The sequence below is a fragment of the Marinobacter mangrovi genome (genome assembly GCF_016798325.1).
GTDB lineage: Bacteria > Pseudomonadota > Gammaproteobacteria > Pseudomonadales > Oleiphilaceae > Marinobacter_A > Marinobacter_A mangrovi.
In genome coordinates this window covers 45,011-70,413 of sequence record NZ_JAERVO010000001.1, presented here as the reverse complement: position 1 = coordinate 70,413, position 25,403 = coordinate 45,011, and the positions used below count along the sequence as shown (strand labels likewise).

Annotated in this window: 22 protein-coding genes; 13 read left to right on the top strand and 9 right to left on the bottom strand. The window is 61.1% G+C overall.

From position 1 onward, the window contains the following. Positions 1-88: 88 nt before the first annotated feature. Complete coding sequence (locus JL474_RS00330; protein ID WP_203140532.1) at positions 89-1,030, bottom strand: pirin family protein; 942 nt, start codon at positions 1,028-1,030, stop codon at positions 89-91. Between the two features lie 123 nt (positions 1,031-1,153). Between JL474_RS00330 and JL474_RS00325 the strand changes: the two genes are divergently transcribed. Beyond that, a complete protein-coding gene (locus tag JL474_RS00325) occupies positions 1,154-2,335 on the top strand; it encodes a BaiN/RdsA family NAD(P)/FAD-dependent oxidoreductase (RefSeq protein ID WP_203140531.1) in 1,182 nt (393 codons plus the stop codon). A gap of 8 nt (positions 2,336-2,343) precedes the next feature. Here JL474_RS00325 and JL474_RS00320 read toward each other — a convergent pair whose 3' ends face one another. Further along, positions 2,344-3,576 (bottom strand): MFS transporter, encoded by a 1,233-nt coding sequence (locus JL474_RS00320; protein ID WP_203140530.1) that lies wholly within the window; start codon positions 3,574-3,576, stop codon positions 2,344-2,346. Positions 3,577-3,679: 103 nt separating this feature from the next. Here JL474_RS00320 and JL474_RS00315 point away from each other — a divergent pair, with 103 nt between their 5' ends. Beyond that, positions 3,680-4,570, top strand: coding sequence for a LysR substrate-binding domain-containing protein (locus JL474_RS00315; protein ID WP_203140529.1), 891 nt, complete (start codon positions 3,680-3,682; stop codon positions 4,568-4,570). On the opposite strand, the gene JL474_RS00310 is transcribed toward JL474_RS00315, so the two are convergent. Together JL474_RS00310 and JL474_RS00305 are read right to left on the bottom strand one after the other, a co-directional pair. Then, positions 4,553-5,632, bottom strand: a complete 1,080-nt coding sequence (locus JL474_RS00310) for an NAD(P)H-dependent flavin oxidoreductase (protein ID WP_203140528.1) — start codon at positions 5,630-5,632, stop codon at positions 4,553-4,555. The genes JL474_RS00315 and JL474_RS00310 overlap by 18 nt on opposite strands. Before the next feature lie 119 nt (positions 5,633-5,751). Further along, positions 5,752-8,163: a metallophosphoesterase family protein gene (locus JL474_RS00305; protein ID WP_236011949.1), complete on the bottom strand. Its 2,412-nt coding sequence runs from the start codon at positions 8,161-8,163 to the stop codon at positions 5,752-5,754. 222 nt (positions 8,164-8,385) lie between these two features. Here JL474_RS00305 and JL474_RS00300 point away from each other — a divergent pair, with 222 nt between their 5' ends. Next, a complete protein-coding gene (locus tag JL474_RS00300; RefSeq protein WP_203140526.1) occupies positions 8,386-9,099 on the top strand; it encodes a UTRA domain-containing protein in 714 nt (237 codons plus the stop codon). Between the two features lie 79 nt (positions 9,100-9,178). Here the strand turns inward: JL474_RS00300 and JL474_RS00295 are convergent, their stop codons facing one another. Then, positions 9,179-10,162: an acyl-ACP desaturase gene (locus JL474_RS00295; protein ID WP_203140525.1), complete on the bottom strand. Its 984-nt coding sequence runs from the start codon at positions 10,160-10,162 to the stop codon at positions 9,179-9,181. A 353-nt stretch (positions 10,163-10,515) separates the two neighbouring features. Here JL474_RS00295 and JL474_RS00290 point away from each other — a divergent pair, with 353 nt between their 5' ends. From JL474_RS00290 to JL474_RS00265, 6 genes are all read left to right on the top strand, one after another. Beyond that, complete coding sequence (locus tag JL474_RS00290) at positions 10,516-11,853, top strand: substrate-binding domain-containing protein (protein WP_328797754.1); 1,338 nt, start codon at positions 10,516-10,518, stop codon at positions 11,851-11,853. Positions 11,854-12,014: 161 nt separating this feature from the next. Then, positions 12,015-13,640: a serine/threonine-protein kinase gene (locus tag JL474_RS00285; RefSeq protein WP_203140523.1), complete on the top strand. Its 1,626-nt coding sequence runs from the start codon at positions 12,015-12,017 to the stop codon at positions 13,638-13,640. After that, entirely contained in the window at positions 13,640-14,389 is a 750-nt protein-coding gene (locus JL474_RS00280) for a PP2C family protein-serine/threonine phosphatase (RefSeq protein ID WP_203140522.1), read from the top strand. Before JL474_RS00285 ends, JL474_RS00280 begins: the two co-directional genes overlap by 1 nt. A 1-nt stretch (position 14,390) precedes the next feature. Next, the gene (locus JL474_RS00275) at positions 14,391-14,744 is read left to right on the top strand and encodes an FHA domain-containing protein (protein ID WP_203140521.1); all 354 of its coding nucleotides are present in this window, start codon (positions 14,391-14,393) and stop codon (positions 14,742-14,744) included. A 294-nt stretch (positions 14,745-15,038) separates the two neighbouring features. Next, positions 15,039-15,230, top strand: coding sequence for a PEP-CTERM sorting domain-containing protein (locus JL474_RS00270; RefSeq protein WP_203140520.1), 192 nt, complete (start codon positions 15,039-15,041; stop codon positions 15,228-15,230). A gap of 314 nt (positions 15,231-15,544) precedes the next feature. After that, positions 15,545-16,825 carry an MgtC/SapB family protein gene (locus JL474_RS00265; protein ID WP_236011948.1) on the top strand — a complete coding sequence of 427 codons (1,281 nt, stop codon included), beginning with the start codon at positions 15,545-15,547 and terminating at the stop codon, positions 16,823-16,825. A gap of 15 nt (positions 16,826-16,840) precedes the next feature. Here JL474_RS00265 and JL474_RS00260 read toward each other — a convergent pair whose 3' ends face one another. After that, complete coding sequence (locus tag JL474_RS00260) at positions 16,841-17,920, bottom strand: M48 family metallopeptidase (protein ID WP_203140518.1); 1,080 nt, start codon at positions 17,918-17,920, stop codon at positions 16,841-16,843. Further along, on the bottom strand, positions 17,889-19,382 hold the full coding sequence (locus JL474_RS00255; protein ID WP_203140517.1) for a YjgN family protein: 1,494 nt from the start codon (positions 19,380-19,382) through the stop codon (positions 17,889-17,891). Before JL474_RS00255 ends, JL474_RS00260 begins: the two co-directional genes overlap by 32 nt. Positions 19,383-19,653: 271 nt before the next feature. Here JL474_RS00255 and JL474_RS00250 point away from each other — a divergent pair, with 271 nt between their 5' ends. From JL474_RS00250 to JL474_RS00240, 3 genes are all read left to right on the top strand, one after another. Then, positions 19,654-21,063, top strand: coding sequence for an SPFH domain-containing protein (locus JL474_RS00250; RefSeq protein WP_203140516.1), 1,410 nt, complete (start codon positions 19,654-19,656; stop codon positions 21,061-21,063). Positions 21,064-21,277: 214 nt separating this feature from the next. Next, positions 21,278-22,273, top strand: coding sequence for an aldo/keto reductase (locus JL474_RS00245; protein ID WP_203140515.1), 996 nt, complete (start codon positions 21,278-21,280; stop codon positions 22,271-22,273). A 115-nt stretch (positions 22,274-22,388) separates the two neighbouring features. Then, positions 22,389-23,036, top strand: a complete 648-nt coding sequence (locus JL474_RS00240) for a transglycosylase SLT domain-containing protein (RefSeq protein WP_236011947.1) — start codon at positions 22,389-22,391, stop codon at positions 23,034-23,036. A gap of 82 nt (positions 23,037-23,118) precedes the next feature. Here JL474_RS00240 and JL474_RS00235 read toward each other — a convergent pair whose 3' ends face one another. Beyond that, positions 23,119-23,715 carry a CAP domain-containing protein gene (locus tag JL474_RS00235; RefSeq protein ID WP_203140514.1) on the bottom strand — a complete coding sequence of 199 codons (597 nt, stop codon included), beginning with the start codon at positions 23,713-23,715 and terminating at the stop codon, positions 23,119-23,121. A 290-nt stretch (positions 23,716-24,005) separates the two neighbouring features. Then, complete coding sequence (locus JL474_RS00230) at positions 24,006-24,581, bottom strand: outer membrane beta-barrel protein (protein WP_123634309.1); 576 nt, start codon at positions 24,579-24,581, stop codon at positions 24,006-24,008. Between the two features lie 241 nt (positions 24,582-24,822). On the opposite strand from JL474_RS00230, the gene thpR reads away from it, so the two are divergent. Continuing rightward, the gene (gene thpR, locus JL474_RS00225; RefSeq protein WP_203140513.1) at positions 24,823-25,398 is read left to right on the top strand and encodes an RNA 2',3'-cyclic phosphodiesterase; all 576 of its coding nucleotides are present in this window, start codon (positions 24,823-24,825) and stop codon (positions 25,396-25,398) included. Positions 25,399-25,403: the final 5 nt, after the last annotated feature.

Here is a 25,403-nt window from a genome sequence, read left to right as displayed (position 1 = left end):
TATTAATTTACATTTCTTTTTATTGTGGATAAGGCGTTACGACGACAATCCAAAGAGAGGGCGTACTGAAAGAGGGCCGTCCGGGGTCCTACAGTTTCCAGGGAATGGGCGGCGGGGACAGGCGGGGACCATCGAATTGGGGTACATCGCCGAAGCGATCACTGGCGGCTTCCCACTCCCGCTGCGCTTCCGCGATCTCGGCTCTGGAATAGCCCACAAAATTCCACCACATCAGCAATTCGTCGCTCAGGGGCTCGCCGCCGAGCAACAGCGCCCGACCACCGGCCGGCGCCTCGAACGTCACCTCGGACCGCCCCATACCGAAATACGCCAGCTCGTTGACGTCATAGGTTTCGCCTGAGCAGGTGAATGCGCCCTCCAGAGGCAGCAGCCCGTATTCATAGTCCGGCCGCAAAGGGATCGTGATCGGACCGCCGGATGGATGACGCAAATCCATGCCAATCAGCGGCGAAAAGGCCAGAGTCGGCGCGTTGTGCTCGCGGAAATGCCCCGTCAGCAAGGTGGCGTCGGCCCCCTGCTCCTGCCAGCGTGGCAGATAGGGATAGTGATCGAAACGGGGCTCGGTCTCCCGGTCGGCATACGGCAGGGCGATCCAAAGTTGTACCGCGTGCAGGCTGTCGGAGTCGCCAATGGATTCTTCGGTGTGTGCGATCCCCTGACCGGCCGTCATCAGGTTCACCTCGCCCGGGCGAATGACCTGCTCGGAGCCCAAGCTGTCCCGGTGCAGGATCTCCCCGGCAATCATCCAGGTGAACGTCTGCAGGCCAATATGCGGATGGGGCCCGATGCGCATTCCGGTATCGCCGGGGCCGAAGGTGGTCGGGCCAATATGGTCGAGGAAGCACCAGGCACCGATCGTACGCCGCTCCCGGGTCGGCACCGACCGCGCCACCGGAATGCCGCCGACATTGGTGAGGCGGGCCTTGACCCGTTGCACCTGGCGCTGGCCATCGACCATCGGGCAATCCCGGGACGATGACAGCGTCGGATGAGGATCGGTGTTACTCATGACCACTCCTTTGCCGTCAGGATCTCTTATTTTCATTATAGCCATTCGAACCAACAACGACCCGAGTGTAAGAAAAACGTATAATCCGCCGCTGACATGTTCCAACCGGACCCCAAAGTCCCCATGCCGCAAACCTACGATGTGATCATAATCGGCGCCGGTGCCGCCGGCCTGATGTGTGCCGCCACCGCCGGCTACCGCGGGCGCCGCGTGCTGGTGATCGATCACGCCAACAAGCCGGGCAAGAAGATCCTCATGTCTGGCGGCGGGCGCTGCAATTTCACCAACCTCAACAGCACGCCGGCCAACTTCCTGTCCGCCAATCCCCATTACTGCATCTCAGCCCTGAAACGCTATACGCCCCAGGATTTCCTGGAATTGGTCGAGCGGCACGGTATCGAGCATGAGGAAAAGGCAGCGGGACAGCTGTTCTGCCAGGACAGCAGCAAGGACATCCTCAACATGCTGCTGACCGAGTGCGAATGGGCGGGCGCCGAGATCCGGCTCAAGACCAGTGTGACCGCGATCCGTGAACAGCCAGGGGGTTATCAGGTACGGACCAGCACCGGCACGCTGACCTGCGAATCGCTGATCGTGGCCTGTGGCGGGCTCTCGATTCCCACCATGGGCGCTACCGGCTTCGGCTATGACGTCGCCCGACAGTTTGGCCTGGAGGTTCTGCCCACCCGGGCGGGCCTGGTGCCCTTCACCTTGCATCCTGAACTGAAGGAGCAACTGGCGCCACTGTCCGGCATCAGCTGCCCGGTCGATGTCCACTGCAACGGCGAGCACTTCCGGGAACCCATGCTGGTGACGCATCGGGGGCTGAGCGGTCCATCGATGCTTCAGATTTCGAGCTTCTGGCAACCGGGGGATCCCCTCCAGATTGATCTGCTGCCCGGCGAAAACGCGCAGAAACGCCTCAGCCAGCTGCGCCAGGACAAGCCCCAGTCCACCGTGGCCCACTACCTGAACCGCCACCTGCCCAAGCGTTTTGCCCAGGCCTTCAACGACCTCCAGGGTTGGACGGGCCCCTTGCAGGGCTACCGGAATGCCGACATTGAAGCCGTCGCACAGACACTGAACCGCTGGACGATCAAACCGGCGGGCACCGAAGGCTACCGGACGGCCGAAGTCACCCTCGGCGGCGTCGACACCCACCAGCTGTCGTCAAAGACCATGGCCGTCAACGACCGCCCCAACCTGTTCTTTATCGGCGAAGTGGTGGACGTGACCGGTCACCTGGGCGGGCACAATTTCCAGTGGGCCTGGGCCTCCGGCGTGGCAGCCGGCAACGCCGCCTGATCCGACGATCAGGCCGCCGCTGGCTCCAGATTGGCCACCCGGTACTCCCGAATCGGCCAGTGCAATGCAACCGCCACCAGGCTTAGCACCACACTGGTCCACCAGACCGCGTCATAGTGACCGGTGTGTTCGTAGATCCAGCCACCCAGCCAGACACCGGTAAAGCTGCCCAACTGGTGCCCCAGGAACACGACGCCATAGAGGGTTGCCATGTAGCGGGTGCCGAACATGGTCGCCACCAGTCCCGTGGTGGGCGGCACCGTCGCCAGCCAGAGAAAGCCCGTCAGACAGCTGAACGTGAGCACCGACGCCAGCGACAGCGGCAGCACCAGTAACGCCACCGTTACCACACCCCGGGCGATGTAGATGAACATCAGCACCCGCTTCATCGACACCCGGCCAGAGATGTAGCCCGACACCATCGCGCCCACCACATTGCACAGCCCGATCAGCGCGATGGACCAGGCTGCCACATCCGGATCAAAGCCATTGTCGGTGAGGTACCCCGGGAAATGGACGGTGATGAATGCCAGGTGGAAGCCGCAGACGAAAAACCCCACCGTCAGCAACCAGTAAGAAAGATGGCCACGGGCCAGGCCCATCGTTGTGGCAAAGGACGCTTCAGCCCCGGCCCCGGGGGTCGCGGGCGCAGTTACCTGAGGCTTAACCAGCCGGGCCAGAGGCATGACCAGGATGATCATACCTAGCGCCATCAGGGACATGACATTCAACGCGCCGGTCCAGCCGAACAGGTCGATAAACTGCTGGGCCAACGGCACGATCAGAAACTGCCCCATGGAGCCGGCGGCCGTCCCGACGCCGAGCACCCACTGGCGATCCTCCTCGCTCACGGCCTTGGCCATCAGCGGCAGGACGATACCAAAACCGGTCCCGGCGATGCCGGCCCCCACCAGGAAGCCCGCGCCCATCTGCAGGGTCCAGACGGAATCGACACCTGCTGTCAGCCACAGCCCAAGCGCGTAGAGCAGCGCGCCCGCCACCAGCACTTTCGTGTTACCGAATCGATCCGCCAACCCACCGGCGAGGACCGCGATGACGCCCCAGGCCAGGTTCTGGATTGCCAGGGCCAGGCCAATGACGTCCCGTCCCCAGTCGTTGGCCTCGGACATCGGCTGCACAAACAGGCCAAAACTGGCGCGAAAGCCAAAGGCAAACATCAGCAACAGCGAGGCCGCCACCAGGATGATCCAGGCATTGGGGCTCAGGCGGGCAGGCTTCATGGCGCGCTCCGTTCAGGTTGAGAATGAATTCAGCTATTCTCAACAGAAGCCTAATCACCAACAAACGATATTTTTTGCGACCTTGAAAGAGAATTTCTAAATCGTGAGTCAGCCACCGCTCAAAGCCCTGCACTACTTTTGCGTGGCCGCCCGGACCCTGAGTTTCAAGCAGGCGGCCGACGAGCTTTCCGTCACGCCCGGAGCCATCAGCCAGCAGGTCAAAACCCTGGAAGATTGGCTGGGGCTGCCGCTGTTCCAGCGCAGTGCGCGCCAGGTTACCCTCACCGAAGCCGGCAGTTCGTTCTACCGGCGCATCTATCCGCTGTTATCGGAGTTACTGGGCGTCACCGTCTCCATGCAGCGGATCAACCGCACCCGGACGGTCCGCCTGACCCTGCCGCCAGGATTCGCCATGATCCGTTTCGGACCGCAACTGGGACGGTTTCGCGAGGCGCATCCGGACATTGAGCTGCAGCTGCATGCTTCATCGTTGCTGTCGACGCTGGACGGCAGCGATCACGACCTGGCGATCCGCTACCTGCCCGAGGCCGACCCGCGTTTTGACTGCAATGGCCTGGGAAAACTGGAGGTCATGGCGGTGTGCAGCCCCGAATACCGGTCACAACATCCCGGACTTGGGGGCGGCAACCTCGACGGGTGCACACTGCTGCACGATCACCTGCACCAGGACTGGCAGCGCATGATCCAGCAAGCGGGCCTGACCGGCCACCCCCTGGACAACCTCTATTCGGATCATTCCACCCTGGCCCTGCAGGCTGCGGAAAGCCACCTGGGCGTCTGGCTGACCGATCAGATCCTGGGCAAACCGGCGCTCGACGCGGGGCGGTTGTGCCGGATCTTTGAAACGACGCTGCCGGCGCGACGCCACCTTTTTCTGGTGCACAATCGCCAGGCACCGCTGAGCGACGCGGCAACGACCGTCAAGCAGTGGATTCTCGATCGCTTTCGGCTGGGGTCAGCGACCGACGGCTGAGGCCAATTTCAGTTCCTCCATCAGACGCTCAACCAATTCGGCGGCGGGAAGCGATCGCGCCAGTGGTGCGCCCTGCCCGGCCCAACAGGCATCGAACCCATGCTGACCGGCTTCCAGTGCGGCCGCTTTCAGTGCCTTGCCAGCCACATAGGCGATGGGGTAATCCGGCATGATGCCCAACGCCGAAGGAGTTTCCACCTCCTGGCTCCAGCGGTCGACAAAGCCCCGCGCAGGACGGCCGGAAATCACCGATGTCAGGCGGGTCTGGATCGCTGCGCCATCGCGGAAGCGGGCCCGGTAGGCGTCATCGGCCGATGATTCCGGCGACAGGATAAAGGCCGTGCCCATCTGCACACCCACGGCTCCCAGATCCAGTGCCGCCCGGATACTCCGACCATCCATGATGCCGCCCGCTGCAAGGACCGGTAGACGGCAATAATTGCTGAACAGGCGCACCAGCGGAAAGGTCCCCAGTTCCGGCCCGCCAGCGGGATCAAACACGCCGCTGTGGCCGCCCGCCTCACGCCCCTGGGCGACGATGCCATGCAGGCCGGCTTTCTGGATCTGGAACGCTTCGTTGAGGCAGGTAGCTGTCGCCATCAGTGTGATGCCGGAAGCGCGCAGCTCATCGATCCAGTCCTGGCGCGGCAAACCGAAGTGGAAACTGACTACCGCAGGCTGGGTTTCCAGCAGCATCTCGAACATAGCCTCGTTCTCGACGAAGCTGGGATAGGGAGACGCCAGCGACGCCGGTGGCTCGGCCTGCACTTCCTCGAACAACGGCTTGAGATAGGCCAGCCAGGCCCCCTCCCGCTCCGGGTCGGGCTGTTCCGGCTGGTGGCAGAAGACGTTGACGTTAAACGGGCGGGCGGTCTGCTGATGGGTGTCATCGATCATCTTCCGGGCGACCGCCACGCTGCTGGCGCCAATACCAATCGACCCCAGTCCTCCGGCATTGGACACGGCCGCCGCCAGCGCCGGTGTCGACACGCCAGCCATGGGCGCCTGGATGATGGGATGGGAAATCCGGACCCGCCCGATTGCCATGCTGAAATCAGCCATGCTGCACCTCCCTGCTCGTCAAGAAAGTTTGCTCTCCCTGAAAAATAACACCCCCAGGCTCCTGAGCGGGAGTCCGGGGGCGTTATTCCGGAAATAGGCTGGGTGAATATTATCGATCGTCAGTACAGCAGGTGCAGCGTCATCTCATCGAAGTAAACGTCGTTGTCGCTTCCCGCCTGGCGCTCGCCGCCGATCACGACTTTCACGCGACGCGTCCCGCTCGGCAGTACCGCACTGATCTGCACCGGCTGCCAGGACTTGGCGGTACTGACGGTCTGCGGCGTGCTGCCGGACCAGTCGAGTGTATCGCCTGCACCGTCATAGGCCTCGACGTACACCATCGGGGTGTCCTTGCCTTCCCAGGTGGTCATCCGGGCCTCGAATTCGAGATAGGCGCCGCCGCTGTCAATCTGCGTGGCATAAGCGGAGAGATCCACCGCCTGGGACAGGCTGTCCACGCAACAGTCAGCCGGCGCTCCCTGCCCGAACCCGCGGCCTGCAAAATAGTAATCGCCCACCGCGGCACCGAATCCACCGTTGTCGCCGGCGCCAATCGCACTCATCAACCCGGCTTCCAGATCCCAACTGCTGGTGTCGCCGGTTTCCGCGTCCCCGTTGACCAGCAGGTTGGCGGTCTGGGTGCCGGCAATGCTGAAGCTGGCGGTCTCTGTCCAGGCGGACCAGTTCATGGTGTTGTCGCGGGTTCGCGCACGCCAGAAGTAGGTGGCGCCTGGCTTCAGGGACAGGTTCGGCCGCGTCTGGCCCGCGTAGGCATCGTAACCGGAGACATGGGTGTTCTGGGAACTGTAGCGTTTGTTCCAGCGGTAGTAGTCGTCGCCACCCGCACGCAGCGTTTTCTGGTCAGCGAGAGTCGACAGATCCAGGCTCAGGATGTCCACGAACTGCTGGGTATCGATCGCCTCGAATCCGGTGAGGTCATTGCCTCCGACCTGGTCGGCCGAGTCGTAGAACCAGTTGTGGCGCCGGGTATCGTTGCCCCAGATGTCAAAGACGGTGTCGCTGAAATCCTCCGTCTCGCTGACCTGCCATTGCACCGCCTCGACGGCCTCTGGTTGCGCGACGCTGATGCCCAGGGACACATCGGCGGGCTGCAGTTCCCCCTCGCCCGCCGTGATCGCCGGCAGGGCGTTATTGGACTCGGCGTGGAACGTCACCTCATCCACCACGTCGAACGCCGTGTCACCGTCATAACCGCCTTTGCGCCGCTGCAGGGTCAGGCTCGGATCCGGCTCGAATCGGAAGGTCAGCACGTTATAGCCAAACTCACTGCGACTGACGGCAAAGGTGTCATAATCCCGGATCTGGTCGCTCTGGTGACCGGCGTCGTCCAGGGGCTCGACGTAGCCGGATGCGCTGGCGGCGTCCAGCCACAGATGCGGCACATTCATCGACTGCCCCCGCGAATAGGCGTGGGTATGGCCGAAAAGATGCCCGGTAATCGCCCCGGTATCAGCACTGTATTGTTCGAGTTCGGCCACCAGCTCACAGGAACCGATGCTTTCCCCCACGTTCCAAAGCTCAGACAGGCAGCCATGGTGAAACAGGCCGAAAACGAACGGCATGTCGGACAGGCGGGCGTCCCGGAGGGTTTCCTTGAGCCACTGTCGCTGAATCGCCAGGGTGTCCCGGTTAAAGGCCCCGTGCGCGCCGGAAATGGGATAGCTGTCCAGGCCGACCAGGCGCAAGCCGAGGTAATCCAGGTAATACCAGTGTTCGTCATAGCCCACCGAGCCATTGGCAGGAGGTGCCATGTATGTCCTGTAGAGTTTGATCTCGGCATCGCTGTAGTAATCGTGGTTACCCGGGACGGTAATCAGCGGCACATAAGGCGTGATGGCGGCCATCCGACCGAACATCTGTTCCCGCCAGTCCTGCCGGTTGCCGCCTACCTGCACCACATCCCCGGAAATGGTGATGCCGGCGATGTTTTCAGCGCAGGTCTCGGGGTGGCTGCCATCGCATTCCAGGGTCATGAAGCCCTTTTCCACCACGTTGTCGAGTACGTCGACGTACTCCGACCGATCAAGCTGGGTATCGCTCAACGCCAGGAATTCCGCCTTGTCGACGCCATCCGCAGCAACCGGCCAGGTCTTGAACGCAAATGGCTGAGTCACCTGAACCGCGCCTTCGCCATCCCGCGTCAGCACGTAGTACTCGTAAAGCGTATTGGAGGACAAGCCGTCGAGGCGCGCCTGGTAAACCTGTTCACCGTCGGCCACGGCGTCGGCAGGCACCTTGTTAAACGCATCGCTACTGCCAAACGGGCGGGCCCAGACTTCCGGCGAGCCGTCAGCCGTCTCAAACAGGACCGTCATGCCGTCCGGCGACGGCGCCTGCAAGTAGGGCCGCACCATGAAATCCGGCGCTGAATCGGCACTGGGGGCAACCACGACCGGCTTTTCGGGCTGGCTGCTGTCGCCGGCATCCGAGCTGCTTCCGCCGTCGGCCGAAACATCACCGTTTTCCCCGTTACAACCGCTCAGCAATAAGGCCGACAGACCTGCGGCCATCAATATTCGTGATGAGAAAAGCATGAGGCACTCCCTTGATTCTGGTTATCTGGTACGTACCAGATTGGCAAAGGAAGATGTCAGTCATTCTCGATTTCGATGTCAGTCCATTGACGTATTTGTGACAACTGGTACGTACCAGTTTAAATTCACAAACCGCTGTCACATATCGGTCATCAAGTTGGGCTGAACTGAATGCACCCGTATCCAAACAGGATTGCCATGACACAACGTGCCACCTACCAGTCAGTCGCCGCCCACATTCAAGACCGGATCGAGGCCGGAGAACTGACGATCGGACGACGCCTGCCCTCTGAGCGCCAGCTGTGTGAACAGCTCCAGGTCAGTCGCGCCAATGCCCGTGACGCCCTGCACCACCTTGAAAACCGCGGGCTGATCTATCGACTCAACCGGATCGGCTGGTACGTATCACCGCCGGTCTTCATCTACGATCCCACACGAACCCACAGCATCCTGCACGAAGCCAGGCAACATCAGCGGTCACTGGAAACCGAGCTGATCTCGGCAACGCGGGAAACGGTATCGGTGGCCATCACCAGGACGTTGGGACTGAGCAGCCAGACCCCGGTCTACAAAGTCATCCGCCGGAGATCGATCGACGGGCGCTGGGCGCTGCTGGAGTCCTGCTATTACCGGGAGGACGCCTTCGAAGGCCTGTTGGAGCAGGAACTGGGCGGGTCGCTGACGGATCTCGTCAGCCGGCATTACGGCTATCGTCAGCGGTCACTGAACATCGGCATTTCATCGACTTGCCTGAACGATCAACAGGCCTTGTGCCTGCAGATTCGCGAGGGCTCTCCGGCTCTTCGACTGGAGCGGGCTGTCAGCGTTGACGGCCAATGCCTGATTGTCGAAATGGAGCACTGGCTACACGACGCGGTGGAAATGCGGGTTAAGGGGGAAAGCCAGGAATAGAGATGTCCGGTCGGCGCCCCAATGAGAAGCTGGACACCGACCGGTTGCCATCCATCGCCTTCGGGACGTCGTGCCCGGATCAGGCCGTCTCCATCTCGAAATCCATCACGCGACGATTGATGAAGTCGAAGCTGAAGCTCTTGCTGCGCATGCGGCGCTCAATCAGGCTGGCGAGTTTATCCAGACGGGCAGGCACGGCCATCAGTTTGTCCTGCGCTTCACGGCCGGCCGCGTCGTTGGGCACCAAGTCCGCAATTCCCCAGCTGTCCAGGCATTGCTGGACCACCTTGCGGTAGTCCCGCGGGCCATAGATGCCGGCGCGGTGGACCACATCCGCCATGTCGTCGTAGCCGGCGATGTTGTGACCCGGCATCGCCAGGCGTGGGGTCACTTTCAGGGCCGATTGCATGGCGCGGGTGCTGTCGGTTTCCAGTAGGCCACAGAAGGCATCCCGGTAGAACCGGAAATGCCGAGACTCGTCGGCCGCAATGTGTCCAAGGATGCGCTGGATGACCGGATCGTAGTTGGCCGCAAGCTTGCCGGTGTTGGCATGGGCGGCCTGGGTGGCGCGCTCCTGCAGGCTGGTGTAGGCGAGCAGCTGGTAGGGATCGTCATGCCACTCGGGATCGAAACCGGACTCCAGGTACAGGTACTGGAGCTTCTCGAAGGCTTCCATATTGAACAGTCGGGTATCGCGGACGTAGTCGTGCAGCGCGCAGCCGTGACGATCCTCTTCCGCCGTCCAGAGGAAGTTCCAGCGCTCCCACGCGTTGCCATGGCCCAGGTGGACGGCAATCAGGCGATGGAAGTGCGGCAGGCCTTCTTCGGTCAGCAGGTTCAGTGCCAGCGACACCCGTACCGGATCGGGCAGGCCCCGGGCGCGCTCACGAAGATCAACCAGATACTGCTCCTGGTCGTCCGTAATGCCCTCGCTGGAAGGCAGGAATTCGCTGGGCATCCACAGCCGCCGCTCGTCGAGATGGCGCTGCGTCAGTTTTTCGACCAGGGGTTCCAGAGACGCCAGGACCTCCCGTTTCTCGTTCAGTTCAGTCGATGCCGTCATTCTGTGTTCTCCTCTCGATTACCCGGGCTCAGCGTACACGCGTCCGCCAAAAATCATTGATACTCTAAAATTACCATTGCCATCCGGGCCCAGACAATCCTATCAAGACTATTCGCTAAGCCTTTAAAGAGGATGTCATCCAGCCTTAATAGACGACAGACCCACGGTAAAAGGCTTACACCCGTTCTCTTAAATTTCCGTGACAGTCGCAGTTAGAGACCGGTCGAGAGCGGCCGAATACCCCATGGCAACCGGAAATAATGCTCCGGATCACAATCGGTTACCGACGCTGTCATTGTAATGTCACACAGCTGTCATACCGTTCCGTTTTCCCAGAAACCGGAGACAGTATCGTGCCGATAGCCTTCGTCCGCCGGCTGGCCACGCTCGCCAGCGCTACCCTGCTTGCCCTCATCAGTGCCCTCGCCTGCGCCAACGACCTGGAAATTCATGGTTCCAACACCATTGGCGCCCGACTCGCGCCGGCCCTGGTGGCCGGCTACCTGAAACAGGACGGCGCCCGTAACATCGCCATTAAAAGCACACCGGTCGAGAACGAGCAGCGCATCACCGGCCAATTGAAAGGCCAACTGTTCGAAGCCCGGGTGGAAGCCCATGGTTCGGCCACAGGTTTCAAGGGACTGCTGGAAGGCAGCTCCCAGATCGCTGCCGCCTCGCGCCCGGCGAAAGACAAAGAAGTCCAGTTGCTGGCCAAGCGCACTGACCTTCGCGATCGGGCCAGCGAGCACATCATTGCCATCGACGGGCTGGCCATCCTGGTGCATCCGTCCAACCCGATTGAGACACTGCAAAAAGACACGCTGGCGAAAATCTTTGCGGGCCAGATCAACAACTGGAAACAGATTGGCGGACCGGACCGCGGGATTCACGTCTACGCCCGGGACGAGCGATCCGGCACCTGGGACACGTTCCATCACCTGGTCCTGGGCAAGCAGTACAACCTGACTCCAAACGCCAAACGCTACGAGTCCAACGACCGGCTGTCCGACGACGTCAGCCAGGATCCCGCCGGCATCGGCTTTACCGGCCTCGCCTCGGTTCGTAACAGCAAGGTGCTTGCGATCGCCGATGGCGATTCTGCGGCCCTGCTACCGACCCGGCTCAATGTCGCCACTGAGGACTACCCGCTTTCCCGCCGTCTGTTTCTCTATTCCCTGGGCAGCGATGACAGCCCGGTGACCCGTGACTTCCTGGAATTCGTGCAGGGCCCCAAGGGGCAGGATATCGTTCAGCAGACCGGCTACATCTCGCAGAATATCCAGGCGGTGGAGGATGATCGCGGTGACAGCATTCCTGCCTCGCTGCGCACCCTTACCCACGATTTCCAGCGTCTGAGCGTCAACTTTCGTTTCGCCGAAGGCCGCACCCACCTCGACAATAAGGCCCACCGCGACCTGGCCCGACTCAAGCGTTTCCTGGATGCCCATCAGGCCAGTGGCAGTGACCTGATGCTGATTGGCTACGCCGACAAGCAGGCCAATGAACTGCGCGCCCAGATGATTTCCGAGCTGCGGGCCCTGTCGGTCAAGAAGGCGTTGCGCAAGGAGCAGAACATCAACGTGTCCGCCTATACGGGCTACGGCCACTATGTACCGGTCGCCGGCAGTGGCGGTGCGGAAGGCGCGAGCCGGAACGGGCGTGTGGAAGTCTGGTACCGGCAGCCCCATTGAGCGGACAGGCGAATGCCGGGCGGCCGCAGGGCCCGGCAACACATTTGCTTACAAAAAACCAAAAAAATCCAATAGTCCCGGAAAGTTACACTTCCTACACTCCGTAAAGGCGTTTTACATCTTTTTACGGAGTGGCCGTCATTCGCTTCCTGCTTTCCCATATGTTCAGTCTGCGTCTGGTGGTCGTCGCTCTCGCCCTGGTTGCCGTGCTGGCCGGCGACCAGCTGCCCCTGATTGACCACCTGGACCACGCCACCTTCCTCACCTTACGGGACGTGCCCGATCAAGGCGACGCGGAAGCGGTTCCCCTGCCCGGCAATGGCTTCCAGCAATATCTCAGCCGCCAGGAGCTGCACCAGCCGGACTGGAGCATTCACCTGATTCGCGGCCTGGTGGTCGGTGTCGTCCTGCTGCTGGTTTTCGGGATGCCGGCGTTCGGCACGGGGCTCTCCAGCCTGCTGGTAGCGCTGGCACTGATCGGCCTGCTGGTGGCTCAAGCCATCCTGTTACTCTACCGCCAGACCTGGATCCCCATGGGGACGGTACTGACGGTGCTGGTTCCAGGCTTTGCCATCATGTTGTTCTGGATGCAGCCCTTCCGTGAGATTCGAGGCCTGCGCCGGAACCTCCGCCAGGCCCGCTGCCAACTGGGTCGACTGCTGCTTCAGCAGGGCCAACCGGACGAGGCTCTGGCCGCCCTGGCTGACTGCCCACCCTGCCAGGCCAGCCTCGACCTGCAATACGACATCGCCATCCAGCAGGAGCGTAAGCGCCAGTACGAGGCGGCCGCCGACACCTATCGCCAGATCCGGGCCCAGCGCAAGGGCTTCAAGGATGTGGCCAAGCGGCTGCAGGCGCTGGAACAGTTCGGTGCAACCGGCACCAGCCCGCAACCGATCAGCTATGACGCCACCAGCACGCTGGTCCTGCCGGACACATCCGTCAGCAAGCCGACGCTGGGACGCTACGAAATCGAACGGGAACTGGGGCGCGGCGCTATGGGCGTGGTCTACTTGGGGCAGGATCCCAAGATCGCTCGCCGGGTCGCCGTCAAGACCTTCAGCTACGCCCAGTTCGAGGGAACCGAGCTCAACGAACTCAAGAACCGCTTCTTCCGGGAAGCGGAGGCGGCCGGCCGGTTGAACCACCCGGCGATCGTGACGGTCTATGATGTAGGTGAAGAAGCGGACCTGGCGTTCATCGCCATGGACTACGCCGAAGGTCGTCCGCTCAGTGCCTGGGGCAAGCCCGACCGGCTGCTGAAACTGCCCGTGGTACTGGACGTTCTGGCCCGGGTCGCCGAAGCCCTGGACTACGCCCACGGCCAGAAAATCGTCCATCGAGACATCAAGCCGGGAAACATCATCTACGACGCCAGGAGCGGGGACGTGAAAATCACCGACTTCGGTATCGCCAAAATCGCCGACGACTCCCGCACACGCACAGGCAATGTCATGGGCAGCCCGCTCTACATGTCACCGGAGCAGCTCAAGGGGCAACGGGTGACCGGACAATCCGACACCTACAGCCTGGGGGTCACCCTGTACAAACTGGTCTCCGGTGCCACGCCGTTCAACGCCGACACCCTGGCCAACCTGACCTACCAGATCCTGAACAAGCGCCCCCGCAGCGTTCGGGAATTCAACCCGGACCTGCCGGATGGCGTGGTCCGACTCATCAACAAAGCCATACAGCGGGATCCGGCCAAGCGCTTCGCCAGCGCTGGCGCCATGGCTGACGCCCTGCGCCGGGCCGCTGCGCGTGAAGGCAGCAAGGAGGCTACCTGATGACGCTCATCGCCACCGGACTCACCGACATCGGCACCCGCCGTGTCAGCAATCAGGACGCCATTGCCTGGCACGTCTGCCCGGACAGCACCCGGGCCCTGGGCATTGTGGCCGATGGCATGGGCGGCTACAAAGGCGGTGAAATCGCCAGCCAGGTGGCTGTCAACGTCATTACCCAGGTGCTGGTGCCGCTGATCAACCAGCCTCCCGTGGACGACGCCGCCCAGGTCCGGGCCATTCGCGACGCCGTCAACGAAGCCAACGAGCAGATCCAGGCGCTGCGCGAGGAAGATCCGGTACTGGGCAACATGGGCACGACCATCGTGCTGGTCTGGATCCAGGGTAGCGATGCGCTGGTCGCACACATTGGCGACTCCCGCTGCTACCACCTGAGCGGTGACCAGCTGGACCTGAAAACCCGGGACGACACCGTCGTCCAGAACATGATCGACGACGGCAGCATCAGCGAGGCCGAAGCACCGCGCATGCCGTTCCGTAACGTGCTGACCCAGGCGCTGGGCTCCAACGAGGCCGCGGAGCCGTCCCTGTGCCGCTTACAACTGGCGCGCGGCGACCGGCTCCTGCTCTGTTCCGATGGCCTGACCGAAGCCGTGCCCGAAGCCGACTGGCCCGGCTTGATTCCGGCGCGCGTTCCGCTGCGTGAGCAGGCCAACACACTGATTAACACCAGTCTCGAAAACCAGGCGGCGGACAATGTGTCCGTCGTCCTCATTCTCAAGGAGTCATGACATGGCAGCGCTTTCCCATCTGGTCGACAACCTTGTTGTCAACACGTTCGAACTGGACGGACCATGCGTCCACATCGGCCGTCACCCGGACAACACCATCCAGATCGACGAGATCTCGGTCAGCGCCCGCCATGCCCATATCGACGTGGAGCCCAACGCGTATCTGGAAGGCACCATCGACTACTACATTACCGACGACAACAGCACCAACGGGACCTTCGTCAACGACATCCGCATTGATGGCCGCCAACGTCTGAACAACAACGACGTGGTGCGAATCGGCTGGAACCTGTTCCGGTTCGTGGACGAGGAAGAGAACACCCTGGAGAAGACCGCGTTTATCCTTGAAGAGTAAATCCGACCCCTTCAATTCGGGCGGCCGGCCATGGGGCCGCCCTCGCCTGCCGGTAATGCCAATTTTTCTGACACAGCGCCCGTTTTCCCGCCTCGCCGGGACAAAGCCCAACCCGTTGAATTCACGGCCCTGTCAGCGTCATCGAAAAATCAGACGCATCAGGGGGAGTCGGCGCACTTTACAGTCCGACGACAAGCGCCCTGCAAACCGTTGATTTACGCCACCGCCGATTCAGGCACGCTATATGCTGATTATTGTGTGGGCCTTCATGGGTCTACATTGAGGATCAATGTCATGGATAAACTGATTGTATTTGTATTGACTGCACTGCCAGCAGCCTTTGCATTTGCAGGTTATGACCATTGCCGTTATAACTGCACCCCTGATCCCGTATCCGTTCCGGAACCCGGAATGCTGGGTCTCATGGCTACCGCCGGTGCCGCACTCTTCCTTGTGAGCCGTTTCAGCAAGAAGAGACAAAAATAATGCCGTCGCCGGACGCCGCCCTCCAAGATAAAAGGCGCGTCAGCCTCACTTGTCATCGGCGCCCGGCGTTTTTCACAACGCAACGATCAGATCGCTGGCGTTATCAAACGCCCACCACACTCATTGGTTGAGTGCCGCAAACCACACGCCACGGCGGGGTGAACAGGCCTGTACCCAAGTCACCCCGCCGCGGACCTTGGCTAGGCCAGTCAACCACCTTCTCTTCTTTTAATTGATTTGCGTCGCCATAACGTTCTGAACCAGCGCCTATACTCAAACGCACGATTGTCTTCCTGCCATGGATGATTCGGCCCTTGAATGCATTGACCGAAACCTTCCTCAACCACAACCACGCCGCCATCAGCCTCGCCGTCGCGGTATTGCTCGGTAGCCTGATCGGGCTGGAAAGGGGCTGGGAAGCCCGGGAGAAAAAAGCCGGCGAACGCATCGCCGGGATCCGCACCCACGCATTGGTGGGCCTTTTGGGCGGCCTGGGGGCCTTATTGTCGCAAACGGTGACGCCCTGGGTGTTGCCGGCCCTGTTGCTGGGTGTGGTGGCGGTCAATATCGTGGCGTACCGGGCTCGTGTCAGCGAGGTGCGCGACTACAGCATCACGAGCCTGGTGGGCGTGCTGCTGGCGTTCTGCCTGGGGGCTGTGGCGGTGGCCGTGGACCGGACCCTGGCGGTGGCCGGGGCGGTGGTTACGGCGCTGATCCTCGACAACAAACAGGCTATCCACGGCCTCGTGAATCGCCTTCAGGCTCACGAACTGGACGCGGCGCTCAAACTGTTGCTGATTTCCGTGGTGATGCTGCCTCTGCTGCCCAACCAACCCATGGGCCCCGGCGGCGTACTGAATCCCTATGCGATCTGGTGGATGGTGGTGCTGATCGCCGCCATCTCGTTCGTCGGCTACTTTGCCGTACGTGTGGGCGGCACCGAAAAAGGCCTGCTGTTCACCAGCCTGTTTGCCGGATTGAGCTCATCCACGGCCCTGACCCTGCACTTCTCGAGGCAGTCCCGGCGCGTGCCGGATATCGATCGCCTGCTGGCAGCCGGCATCCTGATTGCCTGCGGCACGATGTTCCCGCGCATTCTGATCTACTGTGCCGCCATCAACGTCGACCTGTTCGACCGCCTTTTCATTCCCGTTGCGCTGATGGCGTTGACGCTGTACCTGCCGGCCTTGGTGATCTGGCGCCGCTACCGCACCCACCCGACGGTGCGCCAGCCGGTGCTCAACCAGAACCCACTGGACCTCGGCTCGGCGGTGTTCTTCGGCGGTTTGCTGACGGTCATCCTGTTGCTGGGCGAGTGGCTGCAGGAATGGCTGGGCAATGCCGGAGTCTATGTGTTGGCGGCGGCGTCGGGCATTGCGGATGTGGATGCCATCACGCTCTCGCTGACCCGCCTGGCGCGGGACGCCATCGATCCCGGCACCGCCGTCATCGGCATCATCCTGGCCGCGTCGGTGAACAACCTGGTCAAAGCCGGACTGGCCCTGGGCATGGGAACCCGCGGGCTGGGTCTGCGAGTCCTGGGACCGATGCTGGTTTCACTGGCCGTCGGTCTGGCTGCTGGCTGGCTGGTCTGAGAGACGCTATCGCGGTCAACCTTCGGCCGCCCGGAACCGGGCAATCCGCTCATCGGTCAGGGGGTGCGAGGACATCAGGCCATTGATCGCGGTTTGCCAGCCGGGGGCCTCGTCCCGCGGGTCTTCGTCACTGCTTTCTCCGCCCTCGAGACGCTGCATGATGGCAATAAAATGGCCGGGATCCACCTGCCGCGCCTGCATCAGGTCCAGCGCGTACTGATCCGCATCCCGCTCCATATCCCGGGAGTAGGCCAGATTGAGCAGCACGGCCGGGCCGGTCACGGTGGTATCGGCAAAGGCCGTCAGGTCGCCGGTCATCATCACCAGCAACCAGGCGGTCAGAGACGAATGGACCACGCCCTGCATGCCGTGATTGTGGGCCACGTGCCCGAGTTCGTGGGACAACACGGCGACCAGTTCCTGATCGTCCTTTGCCAGGGAGACCATGGCGTCGGTGAAGACGATGGTGCCATCCGGCAGGGCCATCGCGTTGGCACCCACCGCGTCACTGTGACGAAAGAGCACATGCACGTCCTGCCCGGGAATCGTCTCCAGATAGGGAGCGAAAGTCGATTGCAGTTGTGCCTGTCGATCCGCCGGCAATGTGCTGGGCTGCATCACACTGGAATCCAGCGTGTTCAGCGTGGTCTGGCTGAGGCTGTCCACCACGGAGGCCGGCATCATGTCCGCCACCACTTTCGACGTCCAGGGCAAGCCGTACAGGAAGCTGCCCAGGGTTGTCAGCGCGGCGACTACCGCAGCAATCAGGATCAGCCCCAGATGATTTTCCAGGCGATGGACCCAACGCGACAACCGACCGGTCTGGAAGTGCCGGGTCAGCGCATCGACGCCGTCGTTATCGGACGTTTCAAATACGCCATCCTCCAGCAGGTGCAGGTAGCGGGGCGTGTTGCCGACCCGCGGCGAGACCCGGATGGCGTGCCATTCCAACCAATGGCGCTCGTCGCCGGTGTCCAGGATCAGCTGGTCGTCGTCCAGGCACAACCGGGAGGGGCGCCGCCGGGAGGTGGCGCCACTGTAGTAATCTCCGGTCAGTTCCATATCAGAAGGCGGTGATACCGACGTCGAAGGCATCGCCGAGCTCTTGACCCAGCGCGCTGGTGCGGCGGTCTTCCGCGGCTATGAAGCCGTCCAGATCGCCGGCGACGGTCATCTCGGTGCAAGCGGCCCGGTAACGCGCCATGCGCACCTTGGCCCAGGGTGTGAACAAGCCCAGCGTCAGGACAACCAGCGCGCTGTTGGACGCGTAGATCCACAGCATCTGCTTCGGCGACAGGTGCGAATGCAGGCTGTGATCGCGCAGCGTGAGGTTGTTGAGGAAGATGTTGGTCAGTCCTGCCATGAAATAGCCGAACACCGCAAGGTAACCGGCCATGATCACGACGAACGCCAGCGCCGGATTGATCAGGGTAAACGCCACAATGCCACCGATGCCAAAGGCAATGGCCATCAGCAGCCCCTTACCGAAGAAGGCATAATATTCGCCGTTGGTGCTGTCGAAGCTGAAACGGCTCGTGCCGTAACGGAAACCGTTGCCCATGAACCGGTGCGTCTTGAGAACGCTGAACGGCGTCAGCAGCAGCAAGGTCAACAGGTTGAGGAAGGGCCAGACCACCATCACCATCAGCGCATCGGCATAGCTGGCTTCGAAATCGAAACGCACATTGCGGTAAGCGCTATTGATGGCCCGGAAACGCAGCGAACGGATGACAATCCAGGGGATCGCGAACATAAAGCCGATACCCATGATGATCGCCGCGCCCGGCACCAGGTTGGCCACCAGCGCGTAGAGGATGAAAGCGAAAAACGCGATCAGCCGGCCTTTGAGAATCGTGATCGGATCGGCCAGGTACTGGAAGCTGGCGCCATCCAACTGGGTATTGCCATAAAAATACTGGTTATTGCGCACGGTCGCCCAGGCGGAATAGATCCCGAAGGTGACCATCGTCAGCAGGATATTGACGATCCAGATCCCGAAGTATTCGCCCCCCTGGCCGGTGAAACGGAATTCGGCATCCCGGAAATCCTCCGGGTCGACCGTTTTCCTGACTGGGCGCTGAATGGGCGTCGATCCAACCGGCTTGGCCTCGAAGCGGGCTGGACCGGTCGGAGGCGTTTGCGCGCCCTCGTCGGCCGCCGTCATGGCCGCCGCGGCCTGGTTCGGCGCCGGCTCATTAGGCGCGGCGGTCTCTTCCTCGCCTTCCACCGGCTCCACTGCCAGCTCGCTGAGCGATGTGGCGTAGCGGGGCTTTTCCGGTTCCTGCGGCTGGGCGGATTCGGCCGGCGCCGCAGCGGGCGGCGTGTCCATGGTCTGAACCACAACCGCTGCGCCGGCTTTCAACAGGCGGTCGCGATACTGGTTGGCCTGATCGAGCGTCAGGTCCTTTTTGAGATTGCGGGATGTGCCATCGAACAGGCGCGCAGCCCGCTCCTCGGACACTTTGAACAACGCCTGGACGTTGCTCTTCACCTGTTCGGGCGAAAACCCGTCCACGATGCGGCCGTCAAACTGAATACGGTAACGATCAGTGCTCATAATCCACCCTACTGCTTCCATTCCCTGAAAAACGCGCTTCGAACGCGCCGGATGAGTCGCTTCCTGCGTGCACCGCAGACGCTCCACCAAACATTAACAGAGATTCATCCCTACATCTGATTTTCAGCGTTTCAAAGTGTTAAAAATATTAAAATCTTTGCCCCATTTGAGCTTCTTCTCACGCCAACGTCGGCAATCAGGCGTAGCGCTCGGAGACGAAGCCGTGTATTTTTGCCGGCCTTAAGGATCATAACGTTACAGGAAGTTAACAATGAACCAGGCCGTAAAATCGCAGTTTGATTCCCTCTCCTCGTCGCTGGGGCAACATCTGAAGCGCTATTTTGCCGCTATTGCCGGCACCGTAATCGCCCTGATGCTGGGCTTTTCCTCCTTTTTTACCACCGAACTGGGCTACACCTACGTGGTTCAGGACACGCTGTTTGGCACTATTCGGGTCTTCACCGAACCGGGCGTCCACCTGAAAGTGCCCTTCTTTTCCAATGTCTACACCTACAACCAGGCGATGACGCTCAACTTCGGCAATCAGGAGAGCGGCGAGGTCATCCGCGCCACCCGCCAGCTGAGTAACGTCGAGGTCCAGTTTGCCGATACCTACACGGCCAGCATCCCGGCGACGTTCCGCTTCAAGCTGTCATCCGATCCGGAGCGCATCATCGCCATGCATCGGGAATTCCGCAGCTACGACAACCTGATCGATTCGCTTCTGCTCAAGAACGCCAAGAACGTCACGGTGGTCACCGCCACCCAATACACCGGCGAGGAATTCTTTCAGGGCGGGCTGAACAAGTTCAAGGTGCAGCTCGAAGACCAGCTCCAGAATGGCCTTTACCAGACCGAGCGCCGGCAGGTCGAGGTGGAGCAGACAGACCTGGCGGCGGTGTCATCAACCAACGACGACGCCGACAAGCTGGAACACAAGGTCCAACTGGTGTGGAAAAACATCATCCTGCAAAACGACAAGGGCCAGGCCAAGCGGCTGGCCAACCCGCTGGATTCCTATGGCATCCAGGTCCGTCAGGTCACCATTGGCCGGCCCATTCCGGAGCATCGCCTGGACGAACTGCTGGTGAAGAAAAAGGACCTGGTCGCCAAACGGATTACCGCCATTCAGGCCCAGGAAACGGCCCGGGCAGAAGCCAAGACCGCTCAACTGGAGAAGGAGATCGAGAAGGCCCGCGCGATCCAGGACGCCCAGCGCGCCAAGGAGCTGGCGATCATTTCCAAGCAGAAGGAAGTGGAAATGGAGCGCCAGCAGGCGGAACTGGAACAGGTCCGCAAGCAAAAGGAACAGGCTGTCGCCCTGCTTGAGAAGCAAACCCAGCTTGAAGTGGCCACCGCCGAACGGGACATCCAGAAAGCCAACGCCGATGCCGCCACCTATGCGGCCAAAGCCATCCGTGAGAAAGGTCTGGCGGAGGCCGAAGTTGCCAAGGCCAACCTGATGGCCAAGCAGTCGGCGCGCGATATTTACATGGCGGAAATCCAGCGGGATATCGCCCAGGTCATGTACCCGGCCCTGAAGGAGACCCAGATACAGATGCCGGCCTACTACGTGGGTGACGGCAGTGCGACGCCAGTCAACAGCCTGGACGTGTTCACCAGCCTGGGTGCTATGGACCATCTCAAGCAATCGCTGCGTACCGCAGAGCGCGGCCAGTAATCTCCAACGCCCGCGGTCACAGACTGCGGGCGTATCAACCTTTCCTGATCGTCACATCCGGCACCACCCTCTCAGCGTACTGTCCTAGCGGTCTCACCAGGCCGGCAGTTGACCTGGATATCGCGAGCACTTGATCTCACCGCAGATCGTCCCAAGGCTTGTAATCTGGGTCGGTTCGCCCCGGCCTGACATCTTCGACACGACAGGAGGCACCATGAAGACCCGGACGTTTGGCAATACGGATATCGAAGTCACCCCGGTTGGCCTGGGCACCTGGGCCATTGGCGGCTGGATGTGGGGCGGCACGGACGAAGCCGAATCCATCGATACCATTCATGCCGCGATCGACAAGGGCATCAAACTGATCGATACCGCGCCGGTCTACGGTTTCGGCCGTTCCGAGGAGATCGTCGGCAAGGCCCTGGCGGGCGGTCGCCGTGAGCAGGTGGCACTGGCCACCAAGGTCGCGCTCAACTGGTCCGACGAGCACGACAAGGTCTGGCGCGATGCCACCGCGAAGCGGATCGAGAAAGAAGTCGAGGATTCGCTGAAGCGGCTACAGACCGATCACATCGACATCTATCAGGTGCACTGGCCCGACCCGGTCACACCCATGGAGGAAACCGCACGCGCCCTGGAGAAGCTGCTCAAGGACGGCAAGATCCGTGCGATCGGGGTCAGTAACTTTTCGCCGGAGCAAATGGACCAGTTCCGCGAGTTCGCCCCCCTGCACAGTGACCAGCCGCCCTATAACCTGTTTGAGCGGGGCATTGAGGACGATATCCTGCCCTACTGCCGCGACAACGAAATCGCCACCATCACCTACGGCGGTCTCTGCCGCGGCCTGCTCAGCGGCAAGATGACGCCCAAAAGCGAGTTTGAAGGCGACGACCTGCGTAACAACGATCCCAAGTTCCAGGGCGATCGCTTCCAGCAGTACCTTAACGCCGTCAACGCTCTGGACGACTATGCCCGGGATCACTTCGGCAAGGATGTCCTGGCCCTCGCACTGCGCTGGTTGATCGACCAACCGGGCGTGACCACGGCACTCTGGGGTGCCAGACGGCCTGAACAGCTGGAGCCGGTCAGCAATGTGGAGGGCTGGTCGCTCGCCGAAGAGGACATGACGGCGATCAATAACATCCTGAAGCAACACATTACCGATCCGGTCGGCCCGGAATTCATGGCCCCACCCAGTCGCGAAGGCTGATTGCCTTACCATCCTGTTATCCCCGCTCCTGCCCTCCGGGAGCGGGCTATAATGCAGCGTAGAACACCGCCCCGAACCACAGGAAACCACTATTCGAGCCAAAGCCAAGCGTCTGTTGCTGTTCACCGCTGAATTTGCCATTCCCATTATTGCGGTGGGCGCCTTGTCGTGGCTGATCGGCGGCTATCGGGTGCTGGTTCCGGCACCGCCGACCAACCCGGACAACATCTGCGACATCTTCAGCGAGCATCCGGATTGGTACGACGAGGCGGCGGCCTCCCAGGCCCGCTGGGGCACGCCCATAGCCACCCAGATCGCCTTCGTGCGCCAGGAATCCGCCTTCCAGAGCCGCATCCAACCGCCACGGACCAAACTGTTTGGCGTGATCCCATGGTCGCGCCCGACTTCTGCGTTTGGCTACGCCCAGGCGCTTGATCCCGCCTGGGGCGAGTACATGGAGGACGCCGGCAGCGTCTTCGCCGACCGCTCCCAGATGAAACACGCCCTGGACTTTATCGGCTGGTACAACGCGCGGACTCATCGCCAACTGGGCCTGTCACTGGACAATACCCGCGATCTCTACCTGGCCTACCACGAAGGCCCGACGGGCTTTGTCCGCCAAAGCTACAAGAAGCGTCCGTGGGTCCAGCGTGTGGCCAACCGGGTCACGACCCACGCCGCCACCTATGCGGCCCAACTGGAGCAGTGCGAAGCCCAGTTAAGATGCCGGCATATCTACCAGTTCTGGCCGTTTTGTGAATAAGCGGGAAAGCGAGGACGCAAAACGAGAGGGAAAATCTGACGGGATCCATCCCGTCCTTGCGGTGCTACAGGGTGACGAGCAATCAGCGAGACGTTCCGTAAACGGAGGTCCAGTAGTTGCTGTAGTCGTTGGACGCCGACGTGCTGTCGATCCGGACCGCGGCAAACTCCTCAAAACGGGGATCCATAATGTTGCGGCAATGACCCGGACTCGCCAACCAGCCGGCCGTGACGGAAGCCGGTGAATCGTAGCCGGCCGCAATGTTCTCACCGACAATCGACCACTCGTAGCCGGTCGCCGTGACCCGATTGCCCACAGTCAGGCCATCCGACCCGGTGTGGCTGAAGAAGTTATGGGTTTCCATGTCCACACTGTGCGTCCTGGCGGCGCCCTCCAGCGTGCAGCTGTAGGTGACCGGCGTTGTCGCCTCATAATGATCGTCACCACACATCCGGGCTTCAGAGCGGGCGATGTTGATCAGCTCGATCAGCTCAGCCTGGTATTGATCCACCTCGCAACCGGCGGACATTTCAACCGGGCCAGCCGCCACGGTCGCCTTACCACTGCTGGAGGTTGCCGACGCCTCTGAAACGGTGCTGCCGCCGGAACCACCGCCGCCACAGCCAGCCAACACGCCCGTTGCTAAAAGGCTAATCGTAATACAGTGTGAAACTCTCATAGTCAGCACCTATATGCACGAGATGCTCACTATACAGCCAGCATTTTTGAAAGCACGTACGTAAATCCCCAAATTACAACATGTTACGAATCATTACCTGCCAGCTAAAAGGGGATTCAATTCAACGAACTGTTTACCTTTTAAGCAATTGACAGCTTCTGTGCATGCACAAAAAAAAGGCACTGAATGGCAACCATCCAGTGCCTCTTCCGAGGGACGAGTCAGGGTCGTCCTGCCCCCGATCGCACTCGTCCGTCTTCCCTGTCCTTTCCTGATGCCATATCGGGCGATCAGAACATGTAATTCAGACCGACGCGGGCCGTGTCGAAGGACGGACCGTCGTTGGTGACCTGGCCGTTGAAGTCGTCTTCATCAATGTCCACGTTGTAGCGGTCATACTCGGCATAGGCTGTGAGGCTGTCGGTAACGCGGAAGTCCACGCCCGCACCGACCACCGGGCTCACTTCATCGTAGGTTTCGCTTTCGTCAAAGGCGTCCACGTCGTAGGAATAGACGAAGGCACCCGCCTTGCCGTACACGCCGAAGCTCTCGGTTACGGGGAGGCGGCCCTTGGCAGACAGCGCCAGACCTTTCAGGTCACTGTTGACGTCATCGTCCTCGCCGAATTCACCGAAATCCAGGTAGTCACCCTCCAGGGCGAAATACCGGTTGAACTGATACCCGACGGTGCCGGCGAACAGGTCGTTCTCGTCCTTGAATTCACCGCCGTGGGATTTAAAGCCGCCGTAACTACCACCGATGTAGAAACCTGAGTCATCACGCTTGTCCTGCGCGAGGGCAGCCGGTGCAGCGAATACAGCAGCGGAAAGCAGCGTGACGTATGCAAGATTCGTCTTGGTGTTCATAGCGATAGAGTCCCCGTAGGTTCTTCCGTTGAATAAGCCCGGGACACCATGTCCGGGCAACACCATTCCACCCTAACGAAACTCACCGCGGCTGCGGGTTAAAACAGGAATACGGTTTATTAATCAATCGTTTACATTACACACACTTAACCCGACCGTTCCAGGAGTGAGGCGGGTTACGGGTTGGCGTCACAAAAAGATAATTACGACTAAACTGAAAAATAAAATGAGGGAGAAACTTATGCTTCGCCTCTTCGTTGGTCTTGAGTTACCGGAAGATGTCCGTCAGGCACTGACCGCAATCAGGGGCGAACTGAAGGGCGCACGCTGGCAGACGGCCGGACAACTCCACATGACGCTGAGCTTTATCGGCAATGTCGGTGACGACAATCTGCCCGTCATCTACGATGCGCTTAATGGCCTGCCACTGGATCCTTTTCCGGTCACCGTTGCGGGTGTCGGTCTGTTCGGCTCCCCCCAGTACCCCAAAAACCTCTGGGCCGGCGTACTGGACCGGGAACCATTGATCGATCTACACGAAGAGATCCACCAACGATTGAAGCAACTGAACGTCTCGATCCAGGGGCGCGGGTTTCGACCGCACATCACACTGGCCCGGTTTCGTGGGCGGCGCACCCGTCAATACGCGGCCCGCCAGGACAAACGCGAGCCAGCCCAGAGCCTGAACCGCTTCCTGGATAAATACGGCCAACTCGAATTGCCTTCTTTCGGCGTGCATCACGTTAGCCTGTTCAGCAGCACGCAACGCCCGGAAGGGTCCCACTATCAGGTCATCGGTCGCTTCCCTGCAGGCTGACCGGC